The sequence below is a fragment of the Spongiibacter marinus genome, from assembly GCF_016906995.1.
Classification (GTDB): Bacteria; Pseudomonadota; Gammaproteobacteria; order Pseudomonadales; family Spongiibacteraceae; genus Spongiibacter; species Spongiibacter marinus.
Genome location: NZ_JAFBBD010000004.1, coordinates 1 through 22,784, shown reverse-complemented (window position 1 = coordinate 22,784; position 22,784 = coordinate 1). Strand labels below are relative to the sequence as shown.

Here is a 22,784-nt window from a genome sequence, read left to right as displayed (position 1 = left end):
GTGGAAATATGAGCAAGAGTCTGGCCCGTGTAGCAGTATTGGTGGGCGCCATTCAAAGTGGTTTTGTGAGCGCCCTCGGGGTAGGGGACATCGCCCTGGCGTCCTCCCTGAACCAGCCGTTTAAAGCCTTTATTCCACTGCGCGAGGCCGAGGGTTTGGAGGCTGCTCAGTTGCGCGTTGATCTTGCTGACGCGTCGGCTTTCGACAATGCAGGCATTGATCGCACACAATTTCTCAATAGTTTGGATTTTATTGTCGAGGTGGGTGAAAACGGCCGCGGCCGAATTATTGTCACCACAACCCAGCCCGTTGTTGAACCCTATTTAGATTTCATTATTGAAGTTCGCTGGCCAAACGGTCGCATGCTCCGTGAATACACGGTGCTGTTGGATTTGCCCGTTTTTGAATCTGATCTCGCTCCCACACAAGCTGCACGGGTGCCGGTGTCCAATGTCTCACCCTCACCGGCGCAGCCGTCTTCCCCGGTCGCTGAGCGGGAGCCCGGCGGCTCGCGCGGCAGCGTTAGCGTGGCGCCACCGGTTCCAGTGTCGTCAGTTCAGGATGATTCTGCAAAGTCCCTGCAGCCGCGGCCGCTGGAAAAAAAGACCGATCTGCCGTCGAGTGATCAAGACGGGCAATACCGCGTGCAACATCACGATACGATGTGGCAGGTGGCGGCAAAGCTTCGCCCCAGCGCCTTTGTAACAACCGAACAAACCATGATCGCGCTGCTGCGCAAAAATCCTGAAGCCTTCATTGGTAATAATATCAACCGCGTTAAGTCGGGTTATGTTCTCGAGATCCCCAGTGAGGATGAGATTAACGCGCTCGATCATGAAACAGCGCTTCAGACAATTAGGCAGCAAGCGAAAGATTGGCGACAACGCCGGACTTCCAGTGCGGTTTCCGTAGACGCGGGTGCCGCGTCCGAGCAAAAGGCACCTCAACTCGACGCAACAAAAAAGGCAGAACAAGCACCGGTTGATTCCGCGACCAGTGATGATGTGCGCTTTAGTATTGGCAGTGCGGGTGACACCGCGTCAAGTGAAGAGGTTGATGAGCTGCGTCGCCGACTGAGCGAAGAGCAAGAAGTGCTCGAACAAGTACAGCTTGAGAATGCCTCCATGGCGAGCCGTGTGCGAGAAATGGAGAAGCAAGTTGATACCTTGCAAAAGTTGATCGCACTCAAAAACCGCGAGTTGGCCGCGCTGCAGGCTGGCCTGGCGGCCAACTCTGCTGATGCGACGGAGGAAGCTAACGCCATCTCAGCGGAAATTGCCGAGGTAGAAGCCAGCCTCGAGGAAGACCAGCGTGCTTTGGAAGAGCGCGAGGCTGAGATTACGGCGGCGGCGCGCAATGCCCTGAATGCGACTGCCCCGAATGCGAATGAAGAGGGTGGTGACGCCGAACCTGCCGCTGATGCCGCCGACGTAGCGAGCGAAGCCGCAGAGTCCGTGCCACCAATGTCTAGCGAGCAGGAGCGCTCGCCAGCGCCGGTAGAGACGCCGTGGTACTTAGTGCCGCTATACCAATACGCCGCTGCAGGACTGGGTGTATTGCTACTGCTTCTATTATTGGTGCGTCGCCGAGCTGGCGCCAACGATGATGCAGAGCCACAAATCGAACCACCACTTGCCGATGCCGGTGCGCTCAATAATCTGGATGCGCCCTCGGCTGACGAAATAGCGCCTGTCGATGAGCTTGATGAGCCGAGCGCTGAAGCTGACGCCGCGGCCGAAGAAATTGCCGGTGATTTCGATTTCGACAGTTTAAACGATGACTTCTCGGAGCAGCCCAGCAGCGAATCAGCGGAAGAGTCGGTGGAAGAGGCGGTTCAGCCGCAGACCGGCGACGCGATTTCAGAGGCTGAAATTTATGTGGCTTATGGTCGTTACGATCAGGCGGCGAGCTTACTGAAGAGTGCTATCGCCAATGAGCCGGAAAACACCGAGCTGCGTGTTAAGTTGCTTGATATCTATCTGGATACGCGCGACCGGGAGGCCTTCCTTGAGGCCTATCAGCAGCTAGAAACGCACGGCGATGCCGATGCGCTGGCGCGCGTTAAAGAGTCGATGTCTGCTATCGAGGGTGTTAGCGGTTGGTTAAGTGATGAGCCGTCGTCTGCGGCGTCCGAAGAGCTTGAATCTCTCGATAACCTGGATGAAGAGTTGGCCTTTCTGGACGGAGAAGATCAGCACGAAGATGATCGCAGCGAGGCCATAGACGAAGAGGTGGACGCTACGCCGATGCCGGAAGCTGACCCGATTTCGGCGGCGGGTGCTGAGGCGCTTTCTCTGGACGATGATTCCAGCACCGGCAGCGAAACGGCAGCTGACGAGCCGGTTTTGGAAGGGCTTGAGGACTTTGATTTTGCTTCCGATGATAGCCTCGACGTCGATGGTCGTGATGACGAGTTGGAATTGGATGCTTTGTCGACAGAAGGCAGCGACCTGGAGCTGGACGACGGTAGCTTTGAAGCCCTGGAGGAGCTCGGTGACGCTGATCTAGACCTGGGCGAATTATCCGTTGGCGATGATGCCGTTGTAGAGAGCGACACGGTTGCAGAAGGTAATGACCTTGGTGCAGACCTCAGCGACTTTGACTTTAGTCTAGAAGACAGTGACCTCGGTGAGTCAATGTTGAGCACTGACGACAGCGAGCCCCAGCCGGAGGCGGCGGCAGAGGAATTGTCTGAATTGGATGATCTCGACGCCGCATTGGCGGACCTGGATGCCGAGGTAGAGGGTTTGTCGCTGGCTGAGGATGCCGGGGCAGACACCGAGGACCAGGCCATTGAAACCGTGGTCGATGCCGCCGATGCCGATGCTGATCAGGAGCTGCTAACGTCAACCGATGGCGTGGCGCTCGACGAAGCTCAGGGTGATGCCGACGACGAGGTCGGTGCGCTGAATTTAGATGATTTGGTTTTTGATGAATTCTCTGCTGATTCGGCCGAGGAGGACATGCCTGAGTTGTCAGACAGTGATGATATTGCGAACAAGCTGGATCTCGCCCGCGCGTTTATCGACATGGGCGACGAAGACGGTGCCCGGGATATTATTAATGAAGTGCTGGAGGCGGGTAGCGACGAACAGAAAGCGGCAGCCCAGGCATTAATGGAGCAGTTGAAGTAACATTGAGCACCCCTAGTTTCGAGCCGCAAGCATTCGAGCGCGCCGATACCGAAACGCTACCTGAAGGAACGCGCATAGCCATGGCGCTGGAATATCAAGGTGGCGCTTATCGGGGTTGGCAGAGCCAGGACAAGCCAAAGGTTGCAACCATTCAAGACGCGTTGGAGTCGGCCCTGTCTTCCGTTGCGGCTAGCCCGGTAACCGTGATTTGCGCGGGTAGGACCGATGCGGGCGTTCATGCCAGTCACCAAGTCGTTCATTTCGATGCCCCGGTGGGGCGCAGTGTTAAGGCGTGGCACGCGGGATGTAATGCCTTGCTTCCCACTGATATCGCTGTGCGTTGGGTGCGCCCTGTCGCCGGTGATTTTCATGCCCGTTTCTCCGCAACTGCACGCCGTTATCGCTATGTAATTCTGAATCAATTGCGGCGCTCCGCGCACTTGGTGGGCGGCGTTACTCATATCGATGTGCCATTAGACGAAGCGTTGATGCATCGAGAGGCGCAAGTGTTGGTGGGTGAACAGGACTTTAGCGCTTTTCGCGCGGCGTCCTGCCAGTCTCACAGCCCGATGCGCAATATCCATTACGTCAACGTAAGCCGCCACGGCCGTTACGTTGTGATAGATATTCAGGGCAATGCCTTTCTTCACCACATGGTGCGCAATATCGCCGGCGTCTTGGTGGCGGTGGGGAGTGGGGCGCAGCCCGTTGGCTGGACCGCAGAGGTGCTTGCCAGTCGAGATCGCAGTCAAGGGGGCGTTACGGCTAAACCCCACGGCCTGTATCTTGTAGATGTGAATTACCCTTCCGAGTTTGACCTCCCTCAACTATCGCCAGGGCCGGAATTTATCCGCTCATTCGGTGCTGAATTTGCGGCAGACAGGCCGTAAATTTGCTAGTATTTCCAGCCTTTAATAGCTTGGCTGAATCTGAGTGTTTCGAACCCGCGTAAAAATTTGTGGCATTCGCCGGCTTGAAGACGCGCAAGCCGCTGTTAACGCCGGTGCAGACGCGCTGGGCTTTGTTTTTTATGAAAAGAGTCCACGGTCAGTGAGCCCTGAACAGGCTGCTGACATCATTGCGCAATTGCCCGCCTTTGTTACCAGCGTTGGCTTGTTTGTCGACGCACCGATTGAGGTGTTGCGAGACACCTTGGCAGTGTGTCCACTCGACCTTGTGCAGTTCCATGGCAATGAGTCGCCGGCATTCTGTGAATCGCTGGGACACCCTTATATGCGCGCACTGCGAATGCGAGAAGGGATGGACGTGAGTGGTGTTGCCGCAAGTTACAGCGGCGCCCGAGCCATTCTGCTCGACAGCTATAAGCCGGGCGTTCCAGGCGGCACAGGCGAGGTCTTCGACTGGCAAAAGATTCCAACGCAAAGGGCGTTTCCGCTGCTGTTAGCCGGTGGCTTGAACAGTGAAAACGTCGGCGCGGCGATTGCAAGTTGTCGTCCTTGGGCGGTGGATGTCAGTGGCGGAGTGGAAAGTGCGCCCGGTGTTAAGTGCGCCGAGCGTATTCGGCAGTTTTTTCAAGCGGTCGCAGAAGCAGACCGACGGGAGTATTGAGTGAGTAAGCAGCAAGAGCACGTTGATTTTAGCCAGTTCCCCAATGCGGAGGGGCATTTCGGCCCTTATGGTGGCCGTTTTGTGTCGGAGACGCTGATTTTTGCCTTGGATGAACTTGCTGAGAATTACCAGCGCTTGAGCCAGGACCCTGAGTTTCGGGCGGAGTTCGATCGCGATCTTGCCTATTATGTAGGTCGACCATCACCGCTGTATCACGCTGAGCGCTGGTCTCGTGAAGTCGGCGGGGCGCAGATCTACCTGAAACGTGAGGACCTAAACCACACCGGGGCTCACAAAGTTAACAACACCATCGGTCAGGCCCTGCTTGCCAAGTACATGGGCAAAAAGCGCGTGATTGCGGAAACTGGCGCCGGCCAGCACGGTGTCGCCTCGGCTACCGTTGCGGCCCGTCTGGGCATGGAATGCCAGGTATTTATGGGCGAAGAGGATATTCGTCGTCAGGCGCTGAACGTGTATCGCATGAAGTTACTTGGTGCCGAAGTGATCTCGGTTAAATCGGGTTCACGCACGCTTAAAGACGCGATGAACGAAGCGATGCGCGACTGGGTTACTAATGTAGATGATACGTTTTACATTATCGGTACGGCGGCCGGCCCGCACCCTTATCCGATGCTGGTGCGCGACTTTCAATCGGTCATTGGTCGCGAAGCGCGTGAGCAACACCTCGAGCAGACCGGCAAACTGCCCGACGCCCTGGTGGCCTGTGTCGGCGGTGGGTCGAATGCCATTGGCTTGTTCCACCCCTTCCTCGATGATAAAACCGTGGCGATGTACGGCGTAGAAGCGGGTGGGCACGGCGTTGCCACCGGTGAGCACGCGGCGCCGCTCAGCGATGGCACTCCGGGGGTATTACACGGCAACCGCACCTACTTGATGCAGGATGAGGCCGGACAGATTATTCATACGCACTCAGTATCTGCCGGCTTGGATTACCCCGGTGTTGGCCCTGAGCACTCATGGTTGAAAGACATTGGCCGCGTTAATTATGTGGCAATTAACGACGATGAAGCGCTCGATGCCTTCCGTAAGCTCACCTTAGTTGAAGGTATTATGCCGGCACTGGAGTCCAGCCACGCCATCGCTTACGCGGAGAAGCTGGCCGCAACAATGCGCCCAGATCAAAGCATTGTGGTGAACTTATCCGGGCGCGGAGATAAGGATATTCATACGGTAGCCGGCATTGACGGCATTGGAATTGATTGACGGGGAAGGACATTGAGTCGTCTAGCGAAAGTATTTGAACAACTTGCCGAGCGCGGTGCTAAAGCCCTGGTACCGTATATTGTTGCGGGTGATCCTGCGCCGCAACATTCGGTCTCGCTGATGCATGCGCTGGTCGACAGCGGTGCAGACATTATTGAGCTGGGGGTACCATTTTCAGACCCCATGGCTGAGGGGCCTACCATTCAGCTGGCTCACGAGCGCGCGTTGGAACACCATGTGTCGCTCTCCCAAGTATTGGACATGGTGGCGGCGTTTCGCCAAACCAACGCGGACACCCCCGTGGTGTTGATGGGCTACACCAATCCGGTTGAGCACATGGGTTACTCACAGTTTGCCGAGCGCGCCAAGCAGGCAGGCGTTGACGGGCTGCTCACCGTTGACATGCCGCCGGAGGAAGCCGGAGAAACCAGTCAGTTGTTGCGTGACGCTGGTATGGATAACATCTTTTTGCTGGCGCCAACGAGTAGCGATCAGCGCGTTGCGAAAGTGGCCGCTTTGGCGAGTGGCTACCTGTACTGCGTGTCCTTAAAGGGCGTCACTGGTGCGGGTCACTTAGACATAGACAGCGTGCGTGAGCAAATGCAGCTTATTCGCCAGCATAGCGATCTGCCGGTAACCGTTGGTTTCGGTATTAAAGACGGTGAGTCTGCGTCGGCGATTGCGCCCTTGTGTGAGGGCGTTGTGGTTGGTAGTGCGCTGGTGGACCGTCTTGCCAAATGGGATAACGCTGCAGATACTGACAAACAAATAGCGGAGGCGGTGTCACTGATCGCCGATATTCGCAAAGCCATAGATGCGGTAGCCGACGTTTGAAGCGGTGCCACAGTAAAAACTAAAAGCACGATAACAGACAGGAAATAACAATGAGCTGGGTTGATAAAATTCTGCCCTCAGGGGTGCGCCGTTCAGATCCTTCGGAAAAGCGGAAGTCGGGCGGTGTTGTTCCAGAAGGGTTGTGGAAGAAGTGTGTAAAGTGTGAGGCGGTGTTATACCGGCCTGAGCTTGAAGAAAATCAGGATGTATGCCCGAAGTGCGACCACCATATGCGCATTGGCGCCCGACGCCGGATCGCGCTGTTTTTGGACGAGCAGGGTCGCGAAGAAATTCTCAGCGGCATCGAGCCCGTTGACCGCCTGAAGTTCAAAGACAAGAAAAAGTACAAAGACCGCCTCGCCGCGGCACAGAAAAGCACGGGCGAAAAAGACGCTCTTATTGCCTATAAAGGCACAGTGAAGGACGTACCTGTTGTGACGGTGGCCTTCGAGTTTAATTTCCACGGTGGTTCGATGGGCTCGGCAGTGGGGGAGAAGTTCACTCAGGCTGCGAACATCGCCCTGCAAGAGCGTCGTCCATTGGTGTGCTTTTCCGCATCTGGCGGAGCGCGCATGCAGGAAGCACTGATTTCTTTGATGCAAATGGCGAAGACCAGTGCCGTACTTGAGCGCCTCAAGCAAAATGGCGTGCCCTATATCTCGGTAATGACCGATCCAATTTATGGCGGTGTTTCTGCCAGTTTGGCACTGCTTGGCGACATCAATGTGGCAGAGCCGGGCGCTCGCGCCGGGTTTGCTGGGCCGAACATCATCGAGCAGACCATTCGTCAAAAACTCCCGCCGGGCTTCCAGCGCAGCGAGTTTTTGCTGGAACATGGCGCCATCGATATGATTGTTCGTCGTGCAGATATGCGCGACACCCTTGCCAGAGTGCTGGGTAACCTCACCTTCTACCAAAACTAAACAGGTAAGCGCCCCATGCGGTTTGTGCAATTGCAAGATTGGTTGCAATGGATGGAGGCGCAGCACCCTCGCCAGATTGACCTCGGCCTAGACCGCGTTTCAGCGGTCTTTCAGCAAATGAATCTTGCGCTCACCATGCCCGTGATCACCGTTGCCGGTACCAACGGCAAAGGCTCCTGTGTGGCATTGTTGTCGGCAATATTGGAGGCAGAGGGTTACCGGGTGGGGGCCTATACCTCACCGCATTTACTGCGCTATAACGAGCGGGTTCGTATTGATGGTGAAGAGGTGGCAGATGCCGCTCTTGTGCGAGCTTTCGACAAGGTCGACCGGGCTAGCGGCTCATTGTCGCTGAGCTTTTTCGAATTTGGCACCCTGGCTGCGCTGCAGCTTTTCTCCGACGCTCAGCTGGATGTCCTGATTCTTGAAGTCGGCTTAGGAGGGCGCTTGGACGCCGTCAACATTGTCGATGCCGATCTCGCTTTGATCAGTTCCGTGGATCTCGACCACGAAGCATGGCTGGGTAATGACAGAGAAACCATCGCTCGCGAGAAAGCCGGCATTGCCAGGGAGAACACACCGCTGATCTTCGGTGATCCGCGCAGCAGTGCGGCGGTCGTCGATATTGCGCAGCAACTTAATGCGCCGCTCTACGCTCGGGGCAGTGAGTTTTTCTTCGAAGAGGCCGCAGATTGCTGGCATTGGCGGGGGCAGCGACGAGATGGCTCTGAGCGCTTGCTGCGATCGCTACCGCTACCGCCGGTGATGTTGGACAACGCGGCAGCAGTCCTGCAAGCTGTTTGTCTGTTTGAACTACCGGTCAGTGAAACGGCGATTCGAGAGGGCTTAGCGCAGGTTCACATCGCTGCCCGCGGGGAAGTGCTGCCCTTGCGTGAGCATGGTTTGCTGCTCGATGTTGCCCACAACCCAGCGGCCCTGTCGCGCTTGGCCAAGCAGTTGGCCGACATGCCCAACGGTGGCAAGTGCACAGCCGTGCTGGCGGTGATGGAAGATAAAAAAATAGCGGGGAGCTTGAGGGAGCTAAGCCCCTATATTGATCAGTGGTACTTGCCGGAATTACCTGGCATAGCGCGGGCGATGGCGCCAGCTGTGTTGGCGCGTCACTTGTTAAATGAAGGTGTTGATAGCGCTGCAGTACACACTGTTGGTGATGTTGCCAGCGCCTTACCTGCTATTCGGGCGACGCTGTGTGACAGGGACTGTTTGGTCGTATTCGGCTCGTTCTTTACCGTTTCGGCGGTTATGCAAGCGATGCCTGCTACCGCTTTTGTTGAGACTTTGCACTAATGATGAGACAGCGATTAGTTGGAACTTTGGTTTTGCTTTGTGGTGGCGTGATACTTTGGTCGCTACTCTTTACGGGGCCCGCCGAGTACAAATTGGATCGCAGTACACAAATCCCGCCGGCGCCGCGCATTGAGGCCCCCGAAGTCCAAGAGCCCCAGAAGCCCAAAGATATCCCCTCGGCGTTGGCGCCGATCGTTGAGCCGCAGCAAGTGCTCGAGCCCAGCGATGGTCGCTACAGTGGCGATGGTGTAAAAGCGGCAGCGGCGCTGCCAGAGCGACCGCCGGTATCGCAAAACGAAGTAACTAAAAAGAAAGTAGCGACCGATAGCCGACCAGCACCAACTGCATCGGCTGCCAAACCAGCCGCGCCAACCGTTAGCAAAACACCGCCCGCTGAACCCAGTAAGGAAGCACGCGGCTTGCCTGTTGCCTGGGTGATTCAATGTGGCAGTTTTGGCCAGCAAAGTAACGCTGACAATCTTGTGCAGCGCCTGCGCAAGGGCGGCTATAAAGCTTACAGCGAGCCCTTGAAGCGCGGCGATAGAACGCTTTATCGAGTGCTTGTCGGGCCGGCTCTGAGTCGTGAGCGCGCCGAGGCCTTGCAAGCGGAAATCAACCGCCGCTTCTCGCTGAAGTCGATACTCAGCCGCTTTGAAGGATAAACGCTTGGGCTGGGCTGCACAGCTTGGTAGAATTCGCCCCTTCACGGGTCGCTGGAGTCGCACGCGGTGCTGACGAGCTTTAATTGGGCTGATTGGGCCATCCTTGCTGTCGTCATTGTTTCTTCACTGATCAGCTTACTGCGCGGCTTTGTCCGCGAGGCGCTATCCCTTGTGTCATGGGCGGTCGCCTTTTTTATTGCCGTTGCATTCCACATGCAAATGGTCGAGGTGTTGGCACCTCTGGTCGATAAGCCGTACCTGCGCGATATTCTCGCTTACGTACTGTTGTTCACGGGGGCGCTTGTACTGGGGAGCCTGGCGACTCACCTGATTGCCGAAGTCGTTAAACGCAGTGGTTTGAGCGGCACCGATCGGCTGTTGGGCATGATTTTTGGCACCACCAGAGGAATGATTGTGGTGCTTGCGGCCCTGGTGCTACTGCCGTCATTACTCACCGGCATTGAAAACGACCAATGGTGGCAGGAGTCGACACTGATTCCTGAGTTTCTATTGATGAGAGACTGGTCTGAACAAAGTTTTCACGATCTCGTCGGCTGGGTGTCCTCATTGTGGGATGCTCACCGCTAATTTAACCAATATGCAACAACGAGGTAAGGCTGCATGTGTGGTATCGCTGGCATCGTCGCCAAACGCAACGTCAATCAGGATCTCTATGATGCCCTGACTGTACTCCAGCATCGTGGCCAGGACGCTGCGGGCATCGTTACTTGCCAGGATGGCCGCTTGAACCAGCGCAAGGGCAATGGCCTAGTGCGAGATGTTTTCCACACGCGGCATATGCAGCGCCTGGTGGGCACTATGGGGATTGCCCATGTGCGCTACCCAACAGCGGGCAGTTCAAGCCCGGCGCTGGCACAGCCGTTTTACGTGAATTCACCCTACGGCATTAGCCTGGCCCACAACGGTAACCTGACCAACTCTGAGCAACTGTCGCAAGAGTTATTCCAGTCGGACCTCCGCCACTTGAATACGGAGTCAGACTCGGAGGTTTTGCTTAATGTCTTTGCTCACGAGCTGCAAAAATTGGGCAAACTGGTGCCCAGCGACGACGATATTTTTGCTGCGGTCGCGGGCGTACATAAACGCTGCCGTGGTGGCTATGCGGTAGTGGCAATGATCGCAAACTACGGCGTTGTTGGCTTTCGCGACCCCAACGGCATTCGCCCCCTGGTTTACGGCGTGCGTGAAACCGCACAGGGCAAGGAGTACATGCTCGCGTCGGAAAGCGTGGCTCTGGATGCCCTGGGTTTTCAGCTGGTGGCCGATGTTGCGCCCGGCGAAGCCGTCTACATAAGTCATGCGGGTGAGATCACCGTTCGCCAATGCGCGACAGAGACGCATTGCCGCCCCTGTATCTTTGAGCACGTATACTTTGCCCGACCTGACTCGATCATGGATGGCGTATCGGTGTACAAGTCGCGCCTTCGTCAGGGTGAGCGCCTGGCTGAGAAGGTTCTGCGCGAGCGCCCGGATCACGATATTGATGTTGTCGTACCCATTCCAGACTCCAGCCGTATTGCTGCCCAATCCATGGCCTCGGTTCTCGGCGTTAAATTCCGTGAAGGCTTGGTGAAGAACCGCTATATCGGTCGTACGTTCATCATGCCGGGCCAGAGCGCGCGCAAGAAGTCGGTTAAACAGAAGCTCAACGCCATTGGCCTGGAATTCAAAGGCAAGAACGTGATGCTGGTAGACGACTCCATTGTGCGTGGTACCACCTGCCAGCAAATTATTGAAATGGCCAGAGATGCGGGTGCGCGCAAGGTGTATTTTGCCTCGGCAGCGCCACCGGTTCGTTACCCCAATGTTTACGGTATCGACATGCCATCGGCGCAGGAGCTGATCGCCAATGACCGCAGCGTTGAGGAGATCGAAAAGGAGATAGGGGCGGACTGGCTGTTGTATCAAGACCTGGATGACCTAGTGGAGTGTTCCGCAGAGGGCAACCCCAACATCGACGCCTTTGACTGCGCAGTATTCGACGGCAATTACGTCACGGGTGATGTCGACCAGGCCTATCTGGATAAATTGGCTGCCGATCGCAACGACAGTAAGCAAACTGCGCGTAACGCGGCGGTGGGCGATGGTGCCCTGGTAGGCTTACACAACGATGTGTCGTAGGGAGCGCCAACTATGACAGAAGCGGATTACCAACAGCAGCGCCTCGATGTGCTCGCTGAGTGCGAGTTGGACACCCTGGCTGTCAGGGCGGGGCAGCGCCGCACCGTTGAAGGTGAGCACGCCGAGCCTATTTTTACCACGTCCAGCTATGTGTTTGCCTCTGCGGCGGAAGCCGCTGCGCGCTTTTCCGGTGAGCAGCCAGGCAATGTCTACTCCCGCTATACCAATCCCACCGTTCGCACATTTGAAGAGCGTATTGCCGCGCTAGAAGGTGGTGAGGCGGCTGTGGCGACCTCGTCGGGCATGGCAGCGATTCTCAGCACCTGTATCGCACTGTTAAAAGCCGGCGATCACATCGTTTGCTCGCGCAGTGTGTTTGGCACCACTACCAACTTGCTGAGCAAGTACATGGCCAAGCTTGGCGTTGAAACCAGCTTTGTTTCGCCGCTGGATATGGACGCGTGGCGCGATGCGATTCGCCCACAGACTCGCCTGTTGTTTCTGGAGTCGCCCTCCAACCCCTTGGCCGAAGTCGCCGATATTGCGGCGATGGCAGCGCTTGCAAAAGCGAGCGACAGTTTGCTGGTGGTCGACAACTGTTTCTGCACCCCTGCGCTACAGCAGCCCTTGGCCCTGGGCGCAGATATCGTTGTGCATTCGGCGACCAAATATCTCGATGGCCAGGGACGTTGCGTAGGTGGCGCTGTGGTTGGGCGCCGCGAACATATGGATGAGATCCTCGGGTTTATCCGCACCGCCGGCCCGACAATGAGCCCTTTCAATGCCTGGGTATTTTTAAAAGGCCTGGAAACATTGCGTCTGCGTATGATGGCGCACAGTGCGAGTGCGCTGGCATTGGCGCAATGGTTAGCGCAGCAAGATAAGATTGAAACGGTCTATTATGCCGGTTTGCCCTCGCACCCAGGGCACAAACTTGCAGCGCAGCAACAAAAAGCCTTTGGTGGTGTATTGTCTTTCACCGTGAGAGGGCAGCGCGATGCCGCCTGGCGCTTTATCGATGCTACCCGTTTGGTGTCAATCACCGCCAATTTGGGTGATGCAAAGACCACGATTGTTCATCCAGCGACCACCACTCATGGCCGTCTCAGTGACGCGCAGCGCGCCGAGAGCGGCATCAGTGACAATTTGATCCGGCTTGCCGTGGGCCTGGAAGAGCTTACCGATCTCAAGGCCGATTTGCAGAGAGGGCTAGATGCCGTCTGATCTGGAACAGCTGAGCGCCGCGCGCGCAGAGATTGGAAACGTTCTGCTGGGTAAGGATCGGCAGATACAGCAGGCAATGTGTTGTTTGCTTGCCGGCGGACACTTGCTGGTCGAGGATTTGCCTGGTGTCGGTAAAACGACGCTCTCTCAGGCCTTTGCGGCGGTGACCGGTTTGGCTTACCGCAGAGTGCAATTTACCAGTGACATGCTGCCGTCGGACATTCTTGGCGTGTCGGTATTTGACCGCAATAGTAACGCCTTTCACTTCCACCCCGGCCCGGTATTCACCCAGTTTTTGCTCGTTGATGAGATCAACCGGGCGAGCCCTAAAACCCAGAGTGCGCTGTTGGAAGCGATGGCAGAGGGCAGGGTGACCACTGAAGGGGAAACGCGCTCGTTGCCGAAACCCTTTTTCGTTATTGCAACGCAGAACCCCTGGTTTCAGTCGGGCACTTTTCCGCTGCCCGAGTCCCAGCTTGACCGCTTCTTAATGCGTATTTCTCTCGGCTATCCCGACGAGCGCTCCGAGAGACAGCTACTGGAGGGCGGTGACCCTAGAGAGATGCTGACGACGCTCCCAAGTTGCCTCGATGACGCGCAAATACAGCGTTTGCAGGAATTGGTAAAACAAGTGGAGGTGCGCAGTAGCGTCGTCAGCTACATTCAGCGCCTCATCGCTTTTAGCCGTCAGGATGCCGAAATAGCCTTTGGTCTCTCGACGCGCGCTGGTCTCGCCCTGCTGCAGTGTGCCAAGGCGTGGGCCTTGCTCGAGGGTCGGGACTACCTGCTGCCCGACGATGTGCAGGCTGTGTTAGAGCCGGTGGCGGCGCACCGTTTGCAGCCTGCAGCAGATAGCAATGCCGATGGCGCCGAGCTGGTTGCAAAGATGCTCGCGCAGGTATCGGTACTGGCCTAGCCATGTCAGCATTGCGCTCGGCAATTCAGCGACGCTTCGAGGCGTGGCTGGATAAGCGAAACCCCCGGCGCAACGCGTGGGTACTGAGTCAGAATAAGATCTTCATTTTCCCATCCTCAGCAGGTCTCGGTTTTTTACTGATGCTGTCGGGCTTGCTACTGCTGGCCATTAACTACCAAAACAACCTTATTTTTGCGCTGGCATTCCTGCTGTTCAGCTTGTTCTTAGTGGTGATTCTGCACACCTACACCAATCTGTCGGGTTTGCAGATTCGGGCGGGTGCCTGTGAACCGGTTTTCGCTGGTGATACCGCGCATTTTCACGTTCATATCAACAGCCAGCAACGCCCGCGCTTCCAGTTGCAGGTTGGTTTCCCCCAGCAACGCAAGCAGGTGAGCGAGTTAGCCAAAGGCGAGGGCGTTGAAATTAGGGTGCCCTGTCCGGCACCGCGCCGTGGGAGGCTCTATCCCGGCCGCATACAAGTTCGCTCTGATTACCCATTGGGCGTGATTCGTTGCTGGGCAATGCCGGCTCTGGACTGGCACTGCTTGGTGTACCCGCGCCCGAGAGCGCTGCGGCCACTCATCAGCAGCGCGCGCGGTGATGGGCACGGAGAGGTGTTCGATATGCGCAGTGACAGCGACGAGTTCAGCGGTTTCGAACGATACCAGCCGGGTGAATCGCCGCGACGTATTTTTTGGAAGGCATATGCCAAAGGACAGGGCTTGTTTAGCAAGCGCTACGAAGAGAGCAGGGCCGATGACCTATCGTTGGATTGGGAGAGTTTGCCCGAATTGGCGGTGGAGGATCGGTTGAGCACGCTGTGTGCCTGGGCGCTGGAATGTGACCGCCGAGAGTTACCGTTTTCCCTTCATTTACCGACCGCGGATATTTCGGCGGGCCAGGGGCCTGCCCATCTCGCTGCGGTGTTGCGCGAACTGGCCATTTATCCCGCAGAGGCAGGCCGGTGACCAGAACTTCTGCCCCCGCTGTTATGTGGCTGTTGCTGGCGCAGCTCGCCGCGATTGCGCCCTTGGCGCCAACCATACCGATTTGGATGGTCTTGGTCTGGGGCGCGGTGGCGTGGTGGTATTGGCGCATTGTGACAGCGGCTTGGAGCTTTCCGTCGGCACTGGTGAAAGTGGGCTTGGTGGTGTTCTCTGTCGCGGGCATTTACTTGCAATATCGCCAGTGGTTAGCGCTAGAGCCAATGGTGGCAACACTGGTGCTGGCCGTCATTCTCAAAGTCCTGGAGCTGAAACAGCGCCGCGATCACTGGTTGGTACTGCTGCTGTGCTATTTCGTGGTTGCCTGCCGCTTTCTTTTCGAGCAGCAGATCAACGCGGTGCCCGTTGCCGTTTTACAACTGCTGGCGATACTTGCTGCCCAGCAAATGTTGTATCGAGAAAAGCCTGCTATTGCCGCGAGTGTGCGCCTTTCAGCGCTGATGTTGATCCAGGCCTTACCGCTAATGCTCTTCCTGTTTTTGGTATTTCCGCGCATTGGCCCGCTGTGGTCCATGCCTTTGCCTAGCGCAAAGGCCCAGACCGGTATGTCGGATGAGCTGCGTTTTGGGGATATTGCGGAGCTGAGTCAAAACGCTGCATTAGCCTTTCGTGTGCGCTTTGAAGGCGGCCAATTACCTCCCCCGTCGCAGCGCTATTGGCGCGGATTGGTGCTTGAAAATTACGATTCCCAGCGGTGGACGGTCAACCGCATGGGGCGACTGACAACGCCACCACCACCGCCTTTACAAGGGGAGAGACAGCGCTACGTGGTCACGCTGGAGCCGGGGGCTCATGAGTGGCTTTACAGCTTGCCGGTCGCGCGGGTAAACCGGGATGATATTCGATACGCTGGCGCCTATCAGTGGTTGCCAAAAGCGCCGCTGACCGGGCGCCTTCAGTATGTGGTGGATTCTGTGCTGACGCAACCGCGAACCGAGGCCAGCAATCGTGTATTGCAGCGAAACCTGCGACTGCCCGGGAACGATAGCCCAAGAGCGCGGGAACTGGCCTTGCAGTGGGCGCGACAATACCCGGACCCTGCTGATCGCGTCGCTGCCGCGCTGCGGTATTTTAGGGATAGCCCGTTTGACTATACGCTCAAGCCGGCGTTATTGGGGCGGGACAATGTCGACGAGTTCCTTTTTGAGAGCCGGCAGGGCTTTTGCGAGCATTACGCCGGCAGCTTTGTATTCTTGATGCGCGCCGCCGGTGTGCCATCAAGGCTGGTAGTGGGCTATCAAGGTGGCGAGGTCAATACCACCGACAACTATTTATTGGTTCACCAGAGTGATGCCCACGCCTGGGCCGAAGTATGGTTACCAGCGCGAGGCTGGCAGCGAATTGATCCAACATCGACAGTCGCGCCGGATCGTGTGGCATTGGGTGCAGATTCTATGCTGAGTGCGCAACAGGGCTTTCTCGGTAAATCACCGCTGTCTTTGCGACGCTTTGACTGGGCGCGGGATATACGGCTGTACTTGGATAGCGTGAACTACGCATGGGCAAATTGGGTGCTGAATTACGATAGCGAGCGTCAGAGTGGTGTGCTGTCGTCGCTGATGGGAGGGATCAGTGTTAAGCGGATGTTGGTGGGTTTATTGATATTTGGTGCATTGCCGATGGCACTTGTGGCATTAATGATGTTCAAACCCGCCTGGCGTGCGTCTCGCCGCGAGCCGGCATTGCGTTATTATCATACGGCGTGTCGGCGACTGGCTCGGCGAACGGGCCTGCGGCGTGAGCCAGGGGAAACGGTTGCTGCTTTTTCTCGGCGGGTCGGTGAGCAAGCACCGGAGTGGGCGCCGTGGTTTGCCGCGTTTAGCAGCGCCTTTGAGCGCTGTCAGTACCGCCGAGACAGTGACGCGTTATCCCAGTTGCGGGCATTAAAGCGCCCGAAAAAAACTCAGTGAGAAGGAAATAGCAAATGCTTAAGGCACTGTTGGCCATTGCTGTGGTTGTGGCCCTTATTTATTTCAATAGAGCCCTTAATCGACTGGTGGACGATTTTGCTGAGCGGCGCTCGATAGCGAGCCGCCGAGTGTTTGCGCTGCGCAAGCTACTCAACTTTTCTATGGTGCTTCTCTCTATATTGGCGGCATGTTTCGTGCTGGGCCTGGGGTATCACCAGGTGTATATCTTCCTCAGTTCTGTGCTCGCAGTAATTGGTATTGCCCTGTTTGCTCAGTGGTCGATTCTGAGTCATTTAACGGCGGGGGTGATTATCTTCTTTGCCTTCCCGTACCGGGTTGGCGACCGAGTAAAGGTGGTTGATGCCGATGAAGATATTTCCGGCGAGATAGTGGAAATTGCCTCGTTCCATGTGCTGATTCGGCGCGACGACGGTGGCACGATCACCTACCCGAATAGCGCGCTATTGCAGAAGCCGGTGATTAAATTACCGCCGGGGTGGGTAGCGCCGCCTAAGGCATTGAAAGAGGACGATCAGGCCTCGTAGCGGCAGAGAAACATATCAACGCAGGCGCGGCTGTAATTCGACAGGTCTCTATTGCTTTCATCGCAGGGCATGCCGAGTAGGGCGCAGGCGTGAGCCTCACCGTGGAGCATGGCAATCAATTGGCTACAGGCTTGGTCGATATTGGGAATAACCAAATTGCCCAACTGACATTGTTTATTCAGAAAAACGTGCAGTTGATTGCGGATTCTTTCAGGGCCTGCCTGCCAAAACAAGTTGCCGACCTCTGTGCGGTCAGCCTCTGCCACACATACACGGAAAACCTGCAAGGCCTCAGGGCTTACCAGTAGGCGGGCAAGCTGCTCGCAAAATTCCTGCAGGCTGTCTCGGTAGTTGTTGTCGGTGTTGCTCAGGCTGGAGTCGAGTTGGTACTCCTCGCATTTGCATTCAATCGCGGCGCTAAATAGTTGCTCTTTGCCGCCAAAATGGCTGTAGAGCGTCTGCTTAGAGACGCCCGCGAGCTTGGCGATACCGTCCATGCTGGCATTTTCATAGCCTTGCTCCATAAATAGGTCGCCTGCCGCATCAATGATTAAGCGGCGTTTTTCCTCGCTCTTACTGCGACCGCGATTTTTCTCTTGACTCACTTCTTAGGCCTTACTTTAGATTGTTGAAATACCGTAACCAAAATGGACTAGACAGTCCAGTCTGATTTCCCTATATTCTAGACTACCGAGTCTAATTAGAGTTCCGCCCTATGTTATATCCGAACTTTCCCTGCCGCCTGACCAGTGTATTACTGCCGTTGTTGATGGGCGTATCGCTGATGTTGGCGGCGGATTGCACGATGGCGAACACGCATCCGGTGAAAACGGTGGTGGTGGAACGCCAAGACAGTTACCAGGTACAGCGATTATTTGCCGGGCGCGTTGTGGGTAGTCAGCGTGCGGATATTGGCTTTGAATTTGCCGGGCGGGTGGTGACCTTACACGTCGAAAATGGCCAGCCAGTAATGCGCGGCGAGGTATTGGCCGAACTCGATACCGAGGCGCTGCGTATCGAGCAGGGCGAGCTGAGGGCTGCTCGCTTAGAAGTTCAGGCACGCTTGCAGCAGATTAAACGGGACTTGGAGCGATTCACCGCTCTGTCGGAAAAAGGGTATGTGTCCGCTGGGCAGATGGACGATATCAATAGCCGTCAAAGGGCGACCAGCGCGCAGCTGAATCAAGTGGAAGAAAAATTGCGGGGCGTAAAGCTACGCTTGCAAAAATCGCGGCTACTGGCTCCTTTTGACGGCGAGATTGCCTCACTTCAAATTGAAGAGGGAGTGGTCGTTGGCCCGGGCCAGGCGGTTATGCAGCTGGTTGAAACGGGCAATAACGAAGCCGTCTTTGGGGTTTCCGACCAGCTCGGCAGGGACCTGGTTCTCGGCCAGGAGATGCAGATCAGGCGGGGCTCTCAACTGTGGGCGGTAAAGCTGTTGTCGGTGTCGCGAAACCTGGATTGGCGAACGCAGACTCGCAGCATTCGCGTGAAGTTGGTGGACGACACCCCGCTCGTTGATGGCGAGACCGTGCATTTGATTTTGCCGGTCGTGCGCAAAAGCGCGGGATTCTGGCTGCCGATGAGTGCACTGCTGGGTGATGTGCGCGGTACATGGGCGGTCTATCAGGTGAGCCAAGATGACAAGGGTGAATTCCACCTGCGCAAACGTTCGGTGCAGCCTCTGTACCAATACCGCGGGCGCGTCTATGTGCAAGCTGAACTTAACAATGGCGACCAGCTTGTTGAGGCCGGCACGCACCGCTTAGCGCCGGGGCAAAAGGTCACCCTGTGGCAGGGCGAGGAGAGTGTCGATGCTGAATAATCCGCGCTACATTGCCCTCGGCGTTGCGTTGGTCCTCGTCGCCGGTTTGGCGGCGGTGGCCAGTCTGCCCAGGCTGGAAGATCCGCGTTTTGGCAATCGTCACGGAATTGTGTTGTCGAGCCTGCCCGGGGCCAGTGCCGAACGAGTTGAAACACTGATTGTCGAGCCGATAGAAACCGAGCTGCGCAGCATCCCGGAGATCAACCACCTGGACTCCACGGCCAAATCCGGGGTTGCCGCGATCAGTATTGAATTTGCCGATGAAGTAAAGCCCGACGATACCGACCGCCTGTGGTCTGAAGTTCGCGACAAGCTGGAAAAGGCAGCGAAAAATCTGCCCGCTGATGCGGCGCCACCGCAGTTGGATCATGAGCGCAACTACGCCTTTACCTGGATTGGTAGCCTTCGCTGGCAGGGGGAAGGGCAGGCGGATTTACTGCGGATGGGGCGCTACGCAGAAGAATTGGCCAGCCATCTGCGCAATCTTCACGGTACCGATATTGTTAAGTTGTGGGGGGCACCGGCCGAGGAAGTTCAGGTTAAGGTGGACGTGATCAAGGCCGGCGCTGTGGGTCTAGACGTGCCCGCAATTGCCGCGCTATTGGGCAATAGCGATGCAAAAACGGCCGCCGGTGAGTTAGTGAGCGATAAGCAACGTCTGTCCATGGAGCTACTGGGTGGCTTCGATCAGATCGAGCGCATTCGTCGCACACCGCTGTTGACCCTGGCTGATGGTGGCTCGTTGCAGTTGCAAGATATTGCCAGGGTCTATCGCGGTGAGCCGGTGGTGCCCAGCGAGCTGGCGATTATTGATGGCGAGCGGAGTATCGCCATTGCAGTGCGAATGCTGCCAACCGTGCGCGGGGATTTGTGGGCCGAGGATCTTCGCCACGAGTTGCAGGAATTCACCAAGAATCTCCCCGATGAAATTGTTGTTGAAGAGTTGTTTTCCCAGGAGCGCTATACCAGTGCGAGGCTCAGCGAGTTAGTCAGCAATATCGCCTTGGGCTTTTTGTTTATCTTCTCCATTTTGCTATTTACCCTGGGCTGGCGCTCGGCGGTAATCGTCGCTTTGTCGCTACCGCTGACCATGCTATACGCGCTGGCCTGCATGAATATCAGCGGTTTGCCCATTCACCAGATGTCGGTAACGGGCTTAATCGTGGCACTGGGCATCATGGTCGACAACGCCATTGTTGTCGCTGATATGGTGCGTCGCTATCGCGAATCCGGCTATTCGGCGGTTGCGGCATCGGTTAAGGCATTTAAACATTTGTGGGTACCGCTGCTGGGCTCCACGCTAACGACCATGCTGACCTTTATGCCGATAGCCATGATGCCGGGCTCCGCTGGCGAATTTATTGGGCCCTTGGCGAACTCGGTGATTTTTGCGCTGTTCGGTAGCTGGATTATTTCACTCTTTATCATCGCGCCTATCGCCGGGCGCTGGCTGTCTGCCGAGCAGGCGCCGGGAATGTCGTCGTCGGCCATCAACCGCTGGTTTCGAGCATTTCTCAGTCGTGCGCTGATGTGGCCGCGACGCGTGGCATTGCTGTGCTGCGTGCTCCCGCTTATTGGCTTTATGGTGTTGAAAACCCTGCCCGAGCAATTCTTCCCGCCCTCGGATCGAGACATGATTGATATCGAGGTGTATTTACCGGCAGGTACCGGCATACGCGAAACCCAGCGCGCCACTGAGCGGATGTCCGAGTGGATCAATAGCCACAGTGAGATTGAGGCCCTGCATTGGTTTGTTGGGCGCAGTGCTCCTTCGTTTTACTACAACCTGCTGGATAATCGCGACGGCACGCCAAATTACGCGCAGGCGATGACAACGGTTAGTGACCCAACCAATGCAAACCGTCTTGTTTCAGTGCTGCAAGATGAGCTGGACCAGGCCTTTCCCGAGTATCAGACAATTGTTCGGCGTTTGGGCCAGGGGCCGCCAACCATTGCCCCGGTTGAGCTGCGTATATACGGCAGCGATATTGCACAGCTAAAACGCCTTGGCGATGAGGTGAGGCGTATTGCGCTAGACCTCGATGATGTTGTGCACGTGCGAGACTCTCTCGGCGAAGTGGTGCCGAAATTGTGGCTGGACGTGGAAGAGAGCGAGGCGCAGCGCAGTCAGGTTGGGCTGCGAGATGTTTCACAACTGCTCGCGGCAAGTGTCGATGGTGTTATTAGCAGCAGTTTACTCGATGGCAGTGAGCAGCTGCCGGTTAGGGTGTCAGGGGCGGGTGTGAAGGAAACCAGTGTCGACCGTTTCCTGTCCTTCCCCCTTATTTTACCGACGGGGTCGCGGCCATTGTCGGCGATTTCCAGCGCAGAACTGCGTCCCGCGCAAGCCCAGATCACCCGGCGCGATGGTCGGCGAATGAACAAGGTTGAAATCTATGTTCGCGACGGCGTACTGCCAGCGGTGGTGTTAGCGGCGGTGCGCCAGTCCCTGGATGAGCACGACTTTATCGTTCCAGTGGGCTACGAGCTGGAGATCGGCGGAGAGGCCGAGGGTCGCAACCGGGCCGTTGGTAAGCTGATGAGCAGCGTTGGCATCATTTTGGTGTTGCTGATCGTGACCGTGGTAATGGCTTTCAATTCTTTCCGCCTGTCGGCACTGGTGTTTGCAGTGGCCTTTCAGTCGGCGGGACTGGGTATTTTTAGTCTGTGGTTGGCGGGTTATCCCTTCGGTTTTACCGCGATCATCGGTCTGATGGGGCTGATGGGGCTGGCGGTTAACGCGGCGATTGTTATTCTCACGGAGCTAAAGGCATCGCCGCTGGCGATGGCGGGCAATCGCGCAGAGATTGTTGAAACCGTTTCTGAGTGTACGCGTCACATTTCCTCGACGACAATTACCACGGTCGCCGGACTCGTCCCGCTGTTGATCGCTGAGGGAACATTTTGGCCACCCTTTGCGGTGGTGCTTGCTGGCGGCACGGTGTTGACCACTATTCTTTCGCTGGTCTTCGTACCCACCAGCTTTCTGGTACTGCGTCGTCCTTACTTGATGAAATACTTCCCCGGCTTGGCTGAGGATGAATTGAAAGCCGAGCCTAAAGAACAGCTGTCAGCGCCGCTTTAGTGTGTGCGAAGGAGAGGGGTAGCGGCTGTATTGATGGCAGCCGCTAGGCTTTTTTCACTGACCTTGGGCCAATGCGTGAACGTTGTTGTCCTGTTCTTGCGACAAGGTCTCTAAGGCTTCGACTTTGCCCTTGCAGGCCTGAACGAGTGCATCCTTATTTTTGGCGAGTAAAATACCGAAATTCTCCGCTTTGGCATCGTCTACACCGGGAACTTCACGCTGTAGTAGCGCGGTAAATTGCTCGGCGAGCTCGAGCATTTTGTCGTAAGCGTCCGCGTCTTTTTTGCTGTCAAACATCGTGTTGTCCCTGTCGCACATCCACTTGGCTACAACCGCCATGGTTCACCTCTTGCTGTAGTGATTTTTTATAACTGTATATGTATAAGGGGTATCCATTTAGCTCCACCTCTCATTTATTCCTCCTTAGCCTTCCTCACAACGACGTTCTCGTAAGTCACCGGTTCAGTTGCAACAGC

The 22,784-nt window shown here is 56.4% G+C and carries 19 protein-coding genes; 17 read left to right on the top strand and 2 right to left on the bottom strand.

Translation table 11 applies throughout. The features are described 5' to 3' along the window. The first annotated feature begins 8 nt into the window (after positions 1-8). The 15 genes from HNR64_RS06700 (at position 9) to HNR64_RS06630 (ending at position 17,398) form a co-directional block, all read left to right on the top strand. Positions 9-3,134, top strand: a complete 3,126-nt coding sequence (locus HNR64_RS06700) for a FimV/HubP family polar landmark protein (RefSeq protein WP_204995766.1) — start codon at positions 9-11, stop codon at positions 3,132-3,134. A 2-nt stretch (positions 3,135-3,136) separates the two neighbouring features. Next, on the top strand, positions 3,137-4,024 hold the full coding sequence (gene truA, locus HNR64_RS06695) for a tRNA pseudouridine(38-40) synthase TruA (protein WP_239547683.1): 888 nt from the start codon (positions 3,137-3,139) through the stop codon (positions 4,022-4,024). 43 nt (positions 4,025-4,067) lie between these two features. After that, positions 4,068-4,703, top strand: a complete 636-nt coding sequence (locus HNR64_RS06690; RefSeq protein WP_204995765.1) for a phosphoribosylanthranilate isomerase — start codon at positions 4,068-4,070, stop codon at positions 4,701-4,703. Continuing rightward, positions 4,704-5,927, top strand: a complete 1,224-nt coding sequence (trpB, locus tag HNR64_RS06685) for a tryptophan synthase subunit beta (protein ID WP_204995764.1) — start codon at positions 4,704-4,706, stop codon at positions 5,925-5,927. A gap of 12 nt (positions 5,928-5,939) precedes the next feature. Beyond that, complete coding sequence (trpA, locus tag HNR64_RS06680; RefSeq protein WP_204995763.1) at positions 5,940-6,761, top strand: tryptophan synthase subunit alpha; 822 nt, start codon at positions 5,940-5,942, stop codon at positions 6,759-6,761. Positions 6,762-6,811: 50 nt separating this feature from the next. Further along, positions 6,812-7,684, top strand: a complete 873-nt coding sequence (gene accD / locus HNR64_RS06675) for an acetyl-CoA carboxylase, carboxyltransferase subunit beta (protein ID WP_027873910.1) — start codon at positions 6,812-6,814, stop codon at positions 7,682-7,684. A gap of 15 nt (positions 7,685-7,699) precedes the next feature. After that, positions 7,700-8,992 (top strand): bifunctional tetrahydrofolate synthase/dihydrofolate synthase, encoded by a 1,293-nt coding sequence (gene folC, locus HNR64_RS06670; RefSeq protein WP_204995762.1) that lies wholly within the window; start codon positions 7,700-7,702, stop codon positions 8,990-8,992. 92 nt (positions 8,993-9,084) lie between these two features. Continuing rightward, entirely contained in the window at positions 9,085-9,654 is a 570-nt protein-coding gene (locus HNR64_RS06665; protein ID WP_204995761.1) for an SPOR domain-containing protein, read from the top strand. 66 nt (positions 9,655-9,720) lie between these two features. Beyond that, complete coding sequence (locus tag HNR64_RS06660) at positions 9,721-10,242, top strand: CvpA family protein (RefSeq protein WP_051171142.1); 522 nt, start codon at positions 9,721-9,723, stop codon at positions 10,240-10,242. 33 nt (positions 10,243-10,275) lie between these two features. Then, complete coding sequence (purF, locus tag HNR64_RS06655) at positions 10,276-11,796, top strand: amidophosphoribosyltransferase (RefSeq protein WP_204995760.1); 1,521 nt, start codon at positions 10,276-10,278, stop codon at positions 11,794-11,796. A 12-nt stretch (positions 11,797-11,808) separates the two neighbouring features. After that, positions 11,809-13,020: an O-succinylhomoserine sulfhydrylase gene (locus HNR64_RS06650; protein ID WP_204995759.1), complete on the top strand. Its 1,212-nt coding sequence runs from the start codon at positions 11,809-11,811 to the stop codon at positions 13,018-13,020. Continuing rightward, the gene (locus HNR64_RS06645) at positions 13,010-13,936 is read left to right on the top strand and encodes an AAA family ATPase (protein ID WP_204995758.1); all 927 of its coding nucleotides are present in this window, start codon (positions 13,010-13,012) and stop codon (positions 13,934-13,936) included. The genes HNR64_RS06650 and HNR64_RS06645 overlap by 11 nt, the downstream gene beginning before the upstream one ends. 2 nt (positions 13,937-13,938) lie before the next feature. Then, positions 13,939-14,907, top strand: a complete 969-nt coding sequence (locus HNR64_RS06640) for a DUF58 domain-containing protein (RefSeq protein ID WP_204995757.1) — start codon at positions 13,939-13,941, stop codon at positions 14,905-14,907. Further along, the gene (locus HNR64_RS06635; protein WP_204995756.1) at positions 14,904-16,853 is read left to right on the top strand and encodes a transglutaminaseTgpA domain-containing protein; all 1,950 of its coding nucleotides are present in this window, start codon (positions 14,904-14,906) and stop codon (positions 16,851-16,853) included. The genes HNR64_RS06640 and HNR64_RS06635 overlap by 4 nt, the downstream gene beginning before the upstream one ends. Positions 16,854-16,867: 14 nt before the next feature. After that, on the top strand, positions 16,868-17,398 hold the full coding sequence (locus tag HNR64_RS06630) for a mechanosensitive ion channel domain-containing protein (RefSeq protein ID WP_204995755.1): 531 nt from the start codon (positions 16,868-16,870) through the stop codon (positions 17,396-17,398). Here the strand turns inward: HNR64_RS06630 and HNR64_RS17455 are convergent. Beyond that, entirely contained in the window at positions 17,386-18,003 is a 618-nt protein-coding gene (locus tag HNR64_RS17455) for a TetR/AcrR family transcriptional regulator (RefSeq protein ID WP_204995754.1), read from the bottom strand. The genes HNR64_RS06630 and HNR64_RS17455 overlap by 13 nt on opposite strands. Before the next feature lie 110 nt (positions 18,004-18,113). Between HNR64_RS17455 and HNR64_RS06620 the strand changes: the two genes are divergently transcribed. Further along, on the top strand, positions 18,114-19,223 hold the full coding sequence (locus tag HNR64_RS06620; protein ID WP_204995753.1) for an efflux RND transporter periplasmic adaptor subunit: 1,110 nt from the start codon (positions 18,114-18,116) through the stop codon (positions 19,221-19,223). After that, on the top strand, positions 19,213-22,308 hold the full coding sequence (locus tag HNR64_RS06615) for an efflux RND transporter permease subunit (RefSeq protein WP_204995752.1): 3,096 nt from the start codon (positions 19,213-19,215) through the stop codon (positions 22,306-22,308). Before HNR64_RS06620 ends, HNR64_RS06615 begins: the two co-directional genes overlap by 11 nt. Before the next feature lie 54 nt (positions 22,309-22,362). Here the strand turns inward: HNR64_RS06615 and HNR64_RS06610 are convergent, their stop codons facing one another. Beyond that, positions 22,363-22,647: a YebG family protein gene (locus tag HNR64_RS06610; RefSeq protein WP_204995751.1), complete on the bottom strand. Its 285-nt coding sequence runs from the start codon at positions 22,645-22,647 to the stop codon at positions 22,363-22,365. Between the last annotated feature and the right edge of the window lie 137 nt (positions 22,648-22,784).

Coding starts and splice junctions, on each gene's coding strand:
- HNR64_RS06620 (WP_204995753.1), top strand. CDS start 18,114: ATGTTATATCCGAACTTTCCCTGCCGCCTGACCAGTGTATTACTGCCG.
- HNR64_RS06645 (WP_204995758.1), top strand. CDS start 13,010: ATGCCGTCTGATCTGGAACAGCTGAGCGCCGCGCGCGCAGAGATTGGA.
- HNR64_RS06630 (WP_204995755.1), top strand. CDS start 16,868: ATGCTTAAGGCACTGTTGGCCATTGCTGTGGTTGTGGCCCTTATTTAT.
- HNR64_RS06640 (WP_204995757.1), top strand. CDS start 13,939: ATGTCAGCATTGCGCTCGGCAATTCAGCGACGCTTCGAGGCGTGGCTG.
- HNR64_RS06610 (WP_204995751.1), bottom strand. CDS start 22,647: ATGGCGGTTGTAGCCAAGTGGATGTGCGACAGGGACAACACGATGTTT.
- HNR64_RS06650 (WP_204995759.1), top strand. CDS start 11,809: ATGACAGAAGCGGATTACCAACAGCAGCGCCTCGATGTGCTCGCTGAG.
- accD (WP_027873910.1), top strand. CDS start 6,812: ATGAGCTGGGTTGATAAAATTCTGCCCTCAGGGGTGCGCCGTTCAGAT.
- HNR64_RS06615 (WP_204995752.1), top strand. CDS start 19,213: ATGCTGAATAATCCGCGCTACATTGCCCTCGGCGTTGCGTTGGTCCTC.
- purF (WP_204995760.1), top strand. CDS start 10,276: ATGTGTGGTATCGCTGGCATCGTCGCCAAACGCAACGTCAATCAGGAT.
- folC (WP_204995762.1), top strand. CDS start 7,700: ATGCGGTTTGTGCAATTGCAAGATTGGTTGCAATGGATGGAGGCGCAG.
- HNR64_RS06700 (WP_204995766.1), top strand. CDS start 9: ATGAGCAAGAGTCTGGCCCGTGTAGCAGTATTGGTGGGCGCCATTCAA.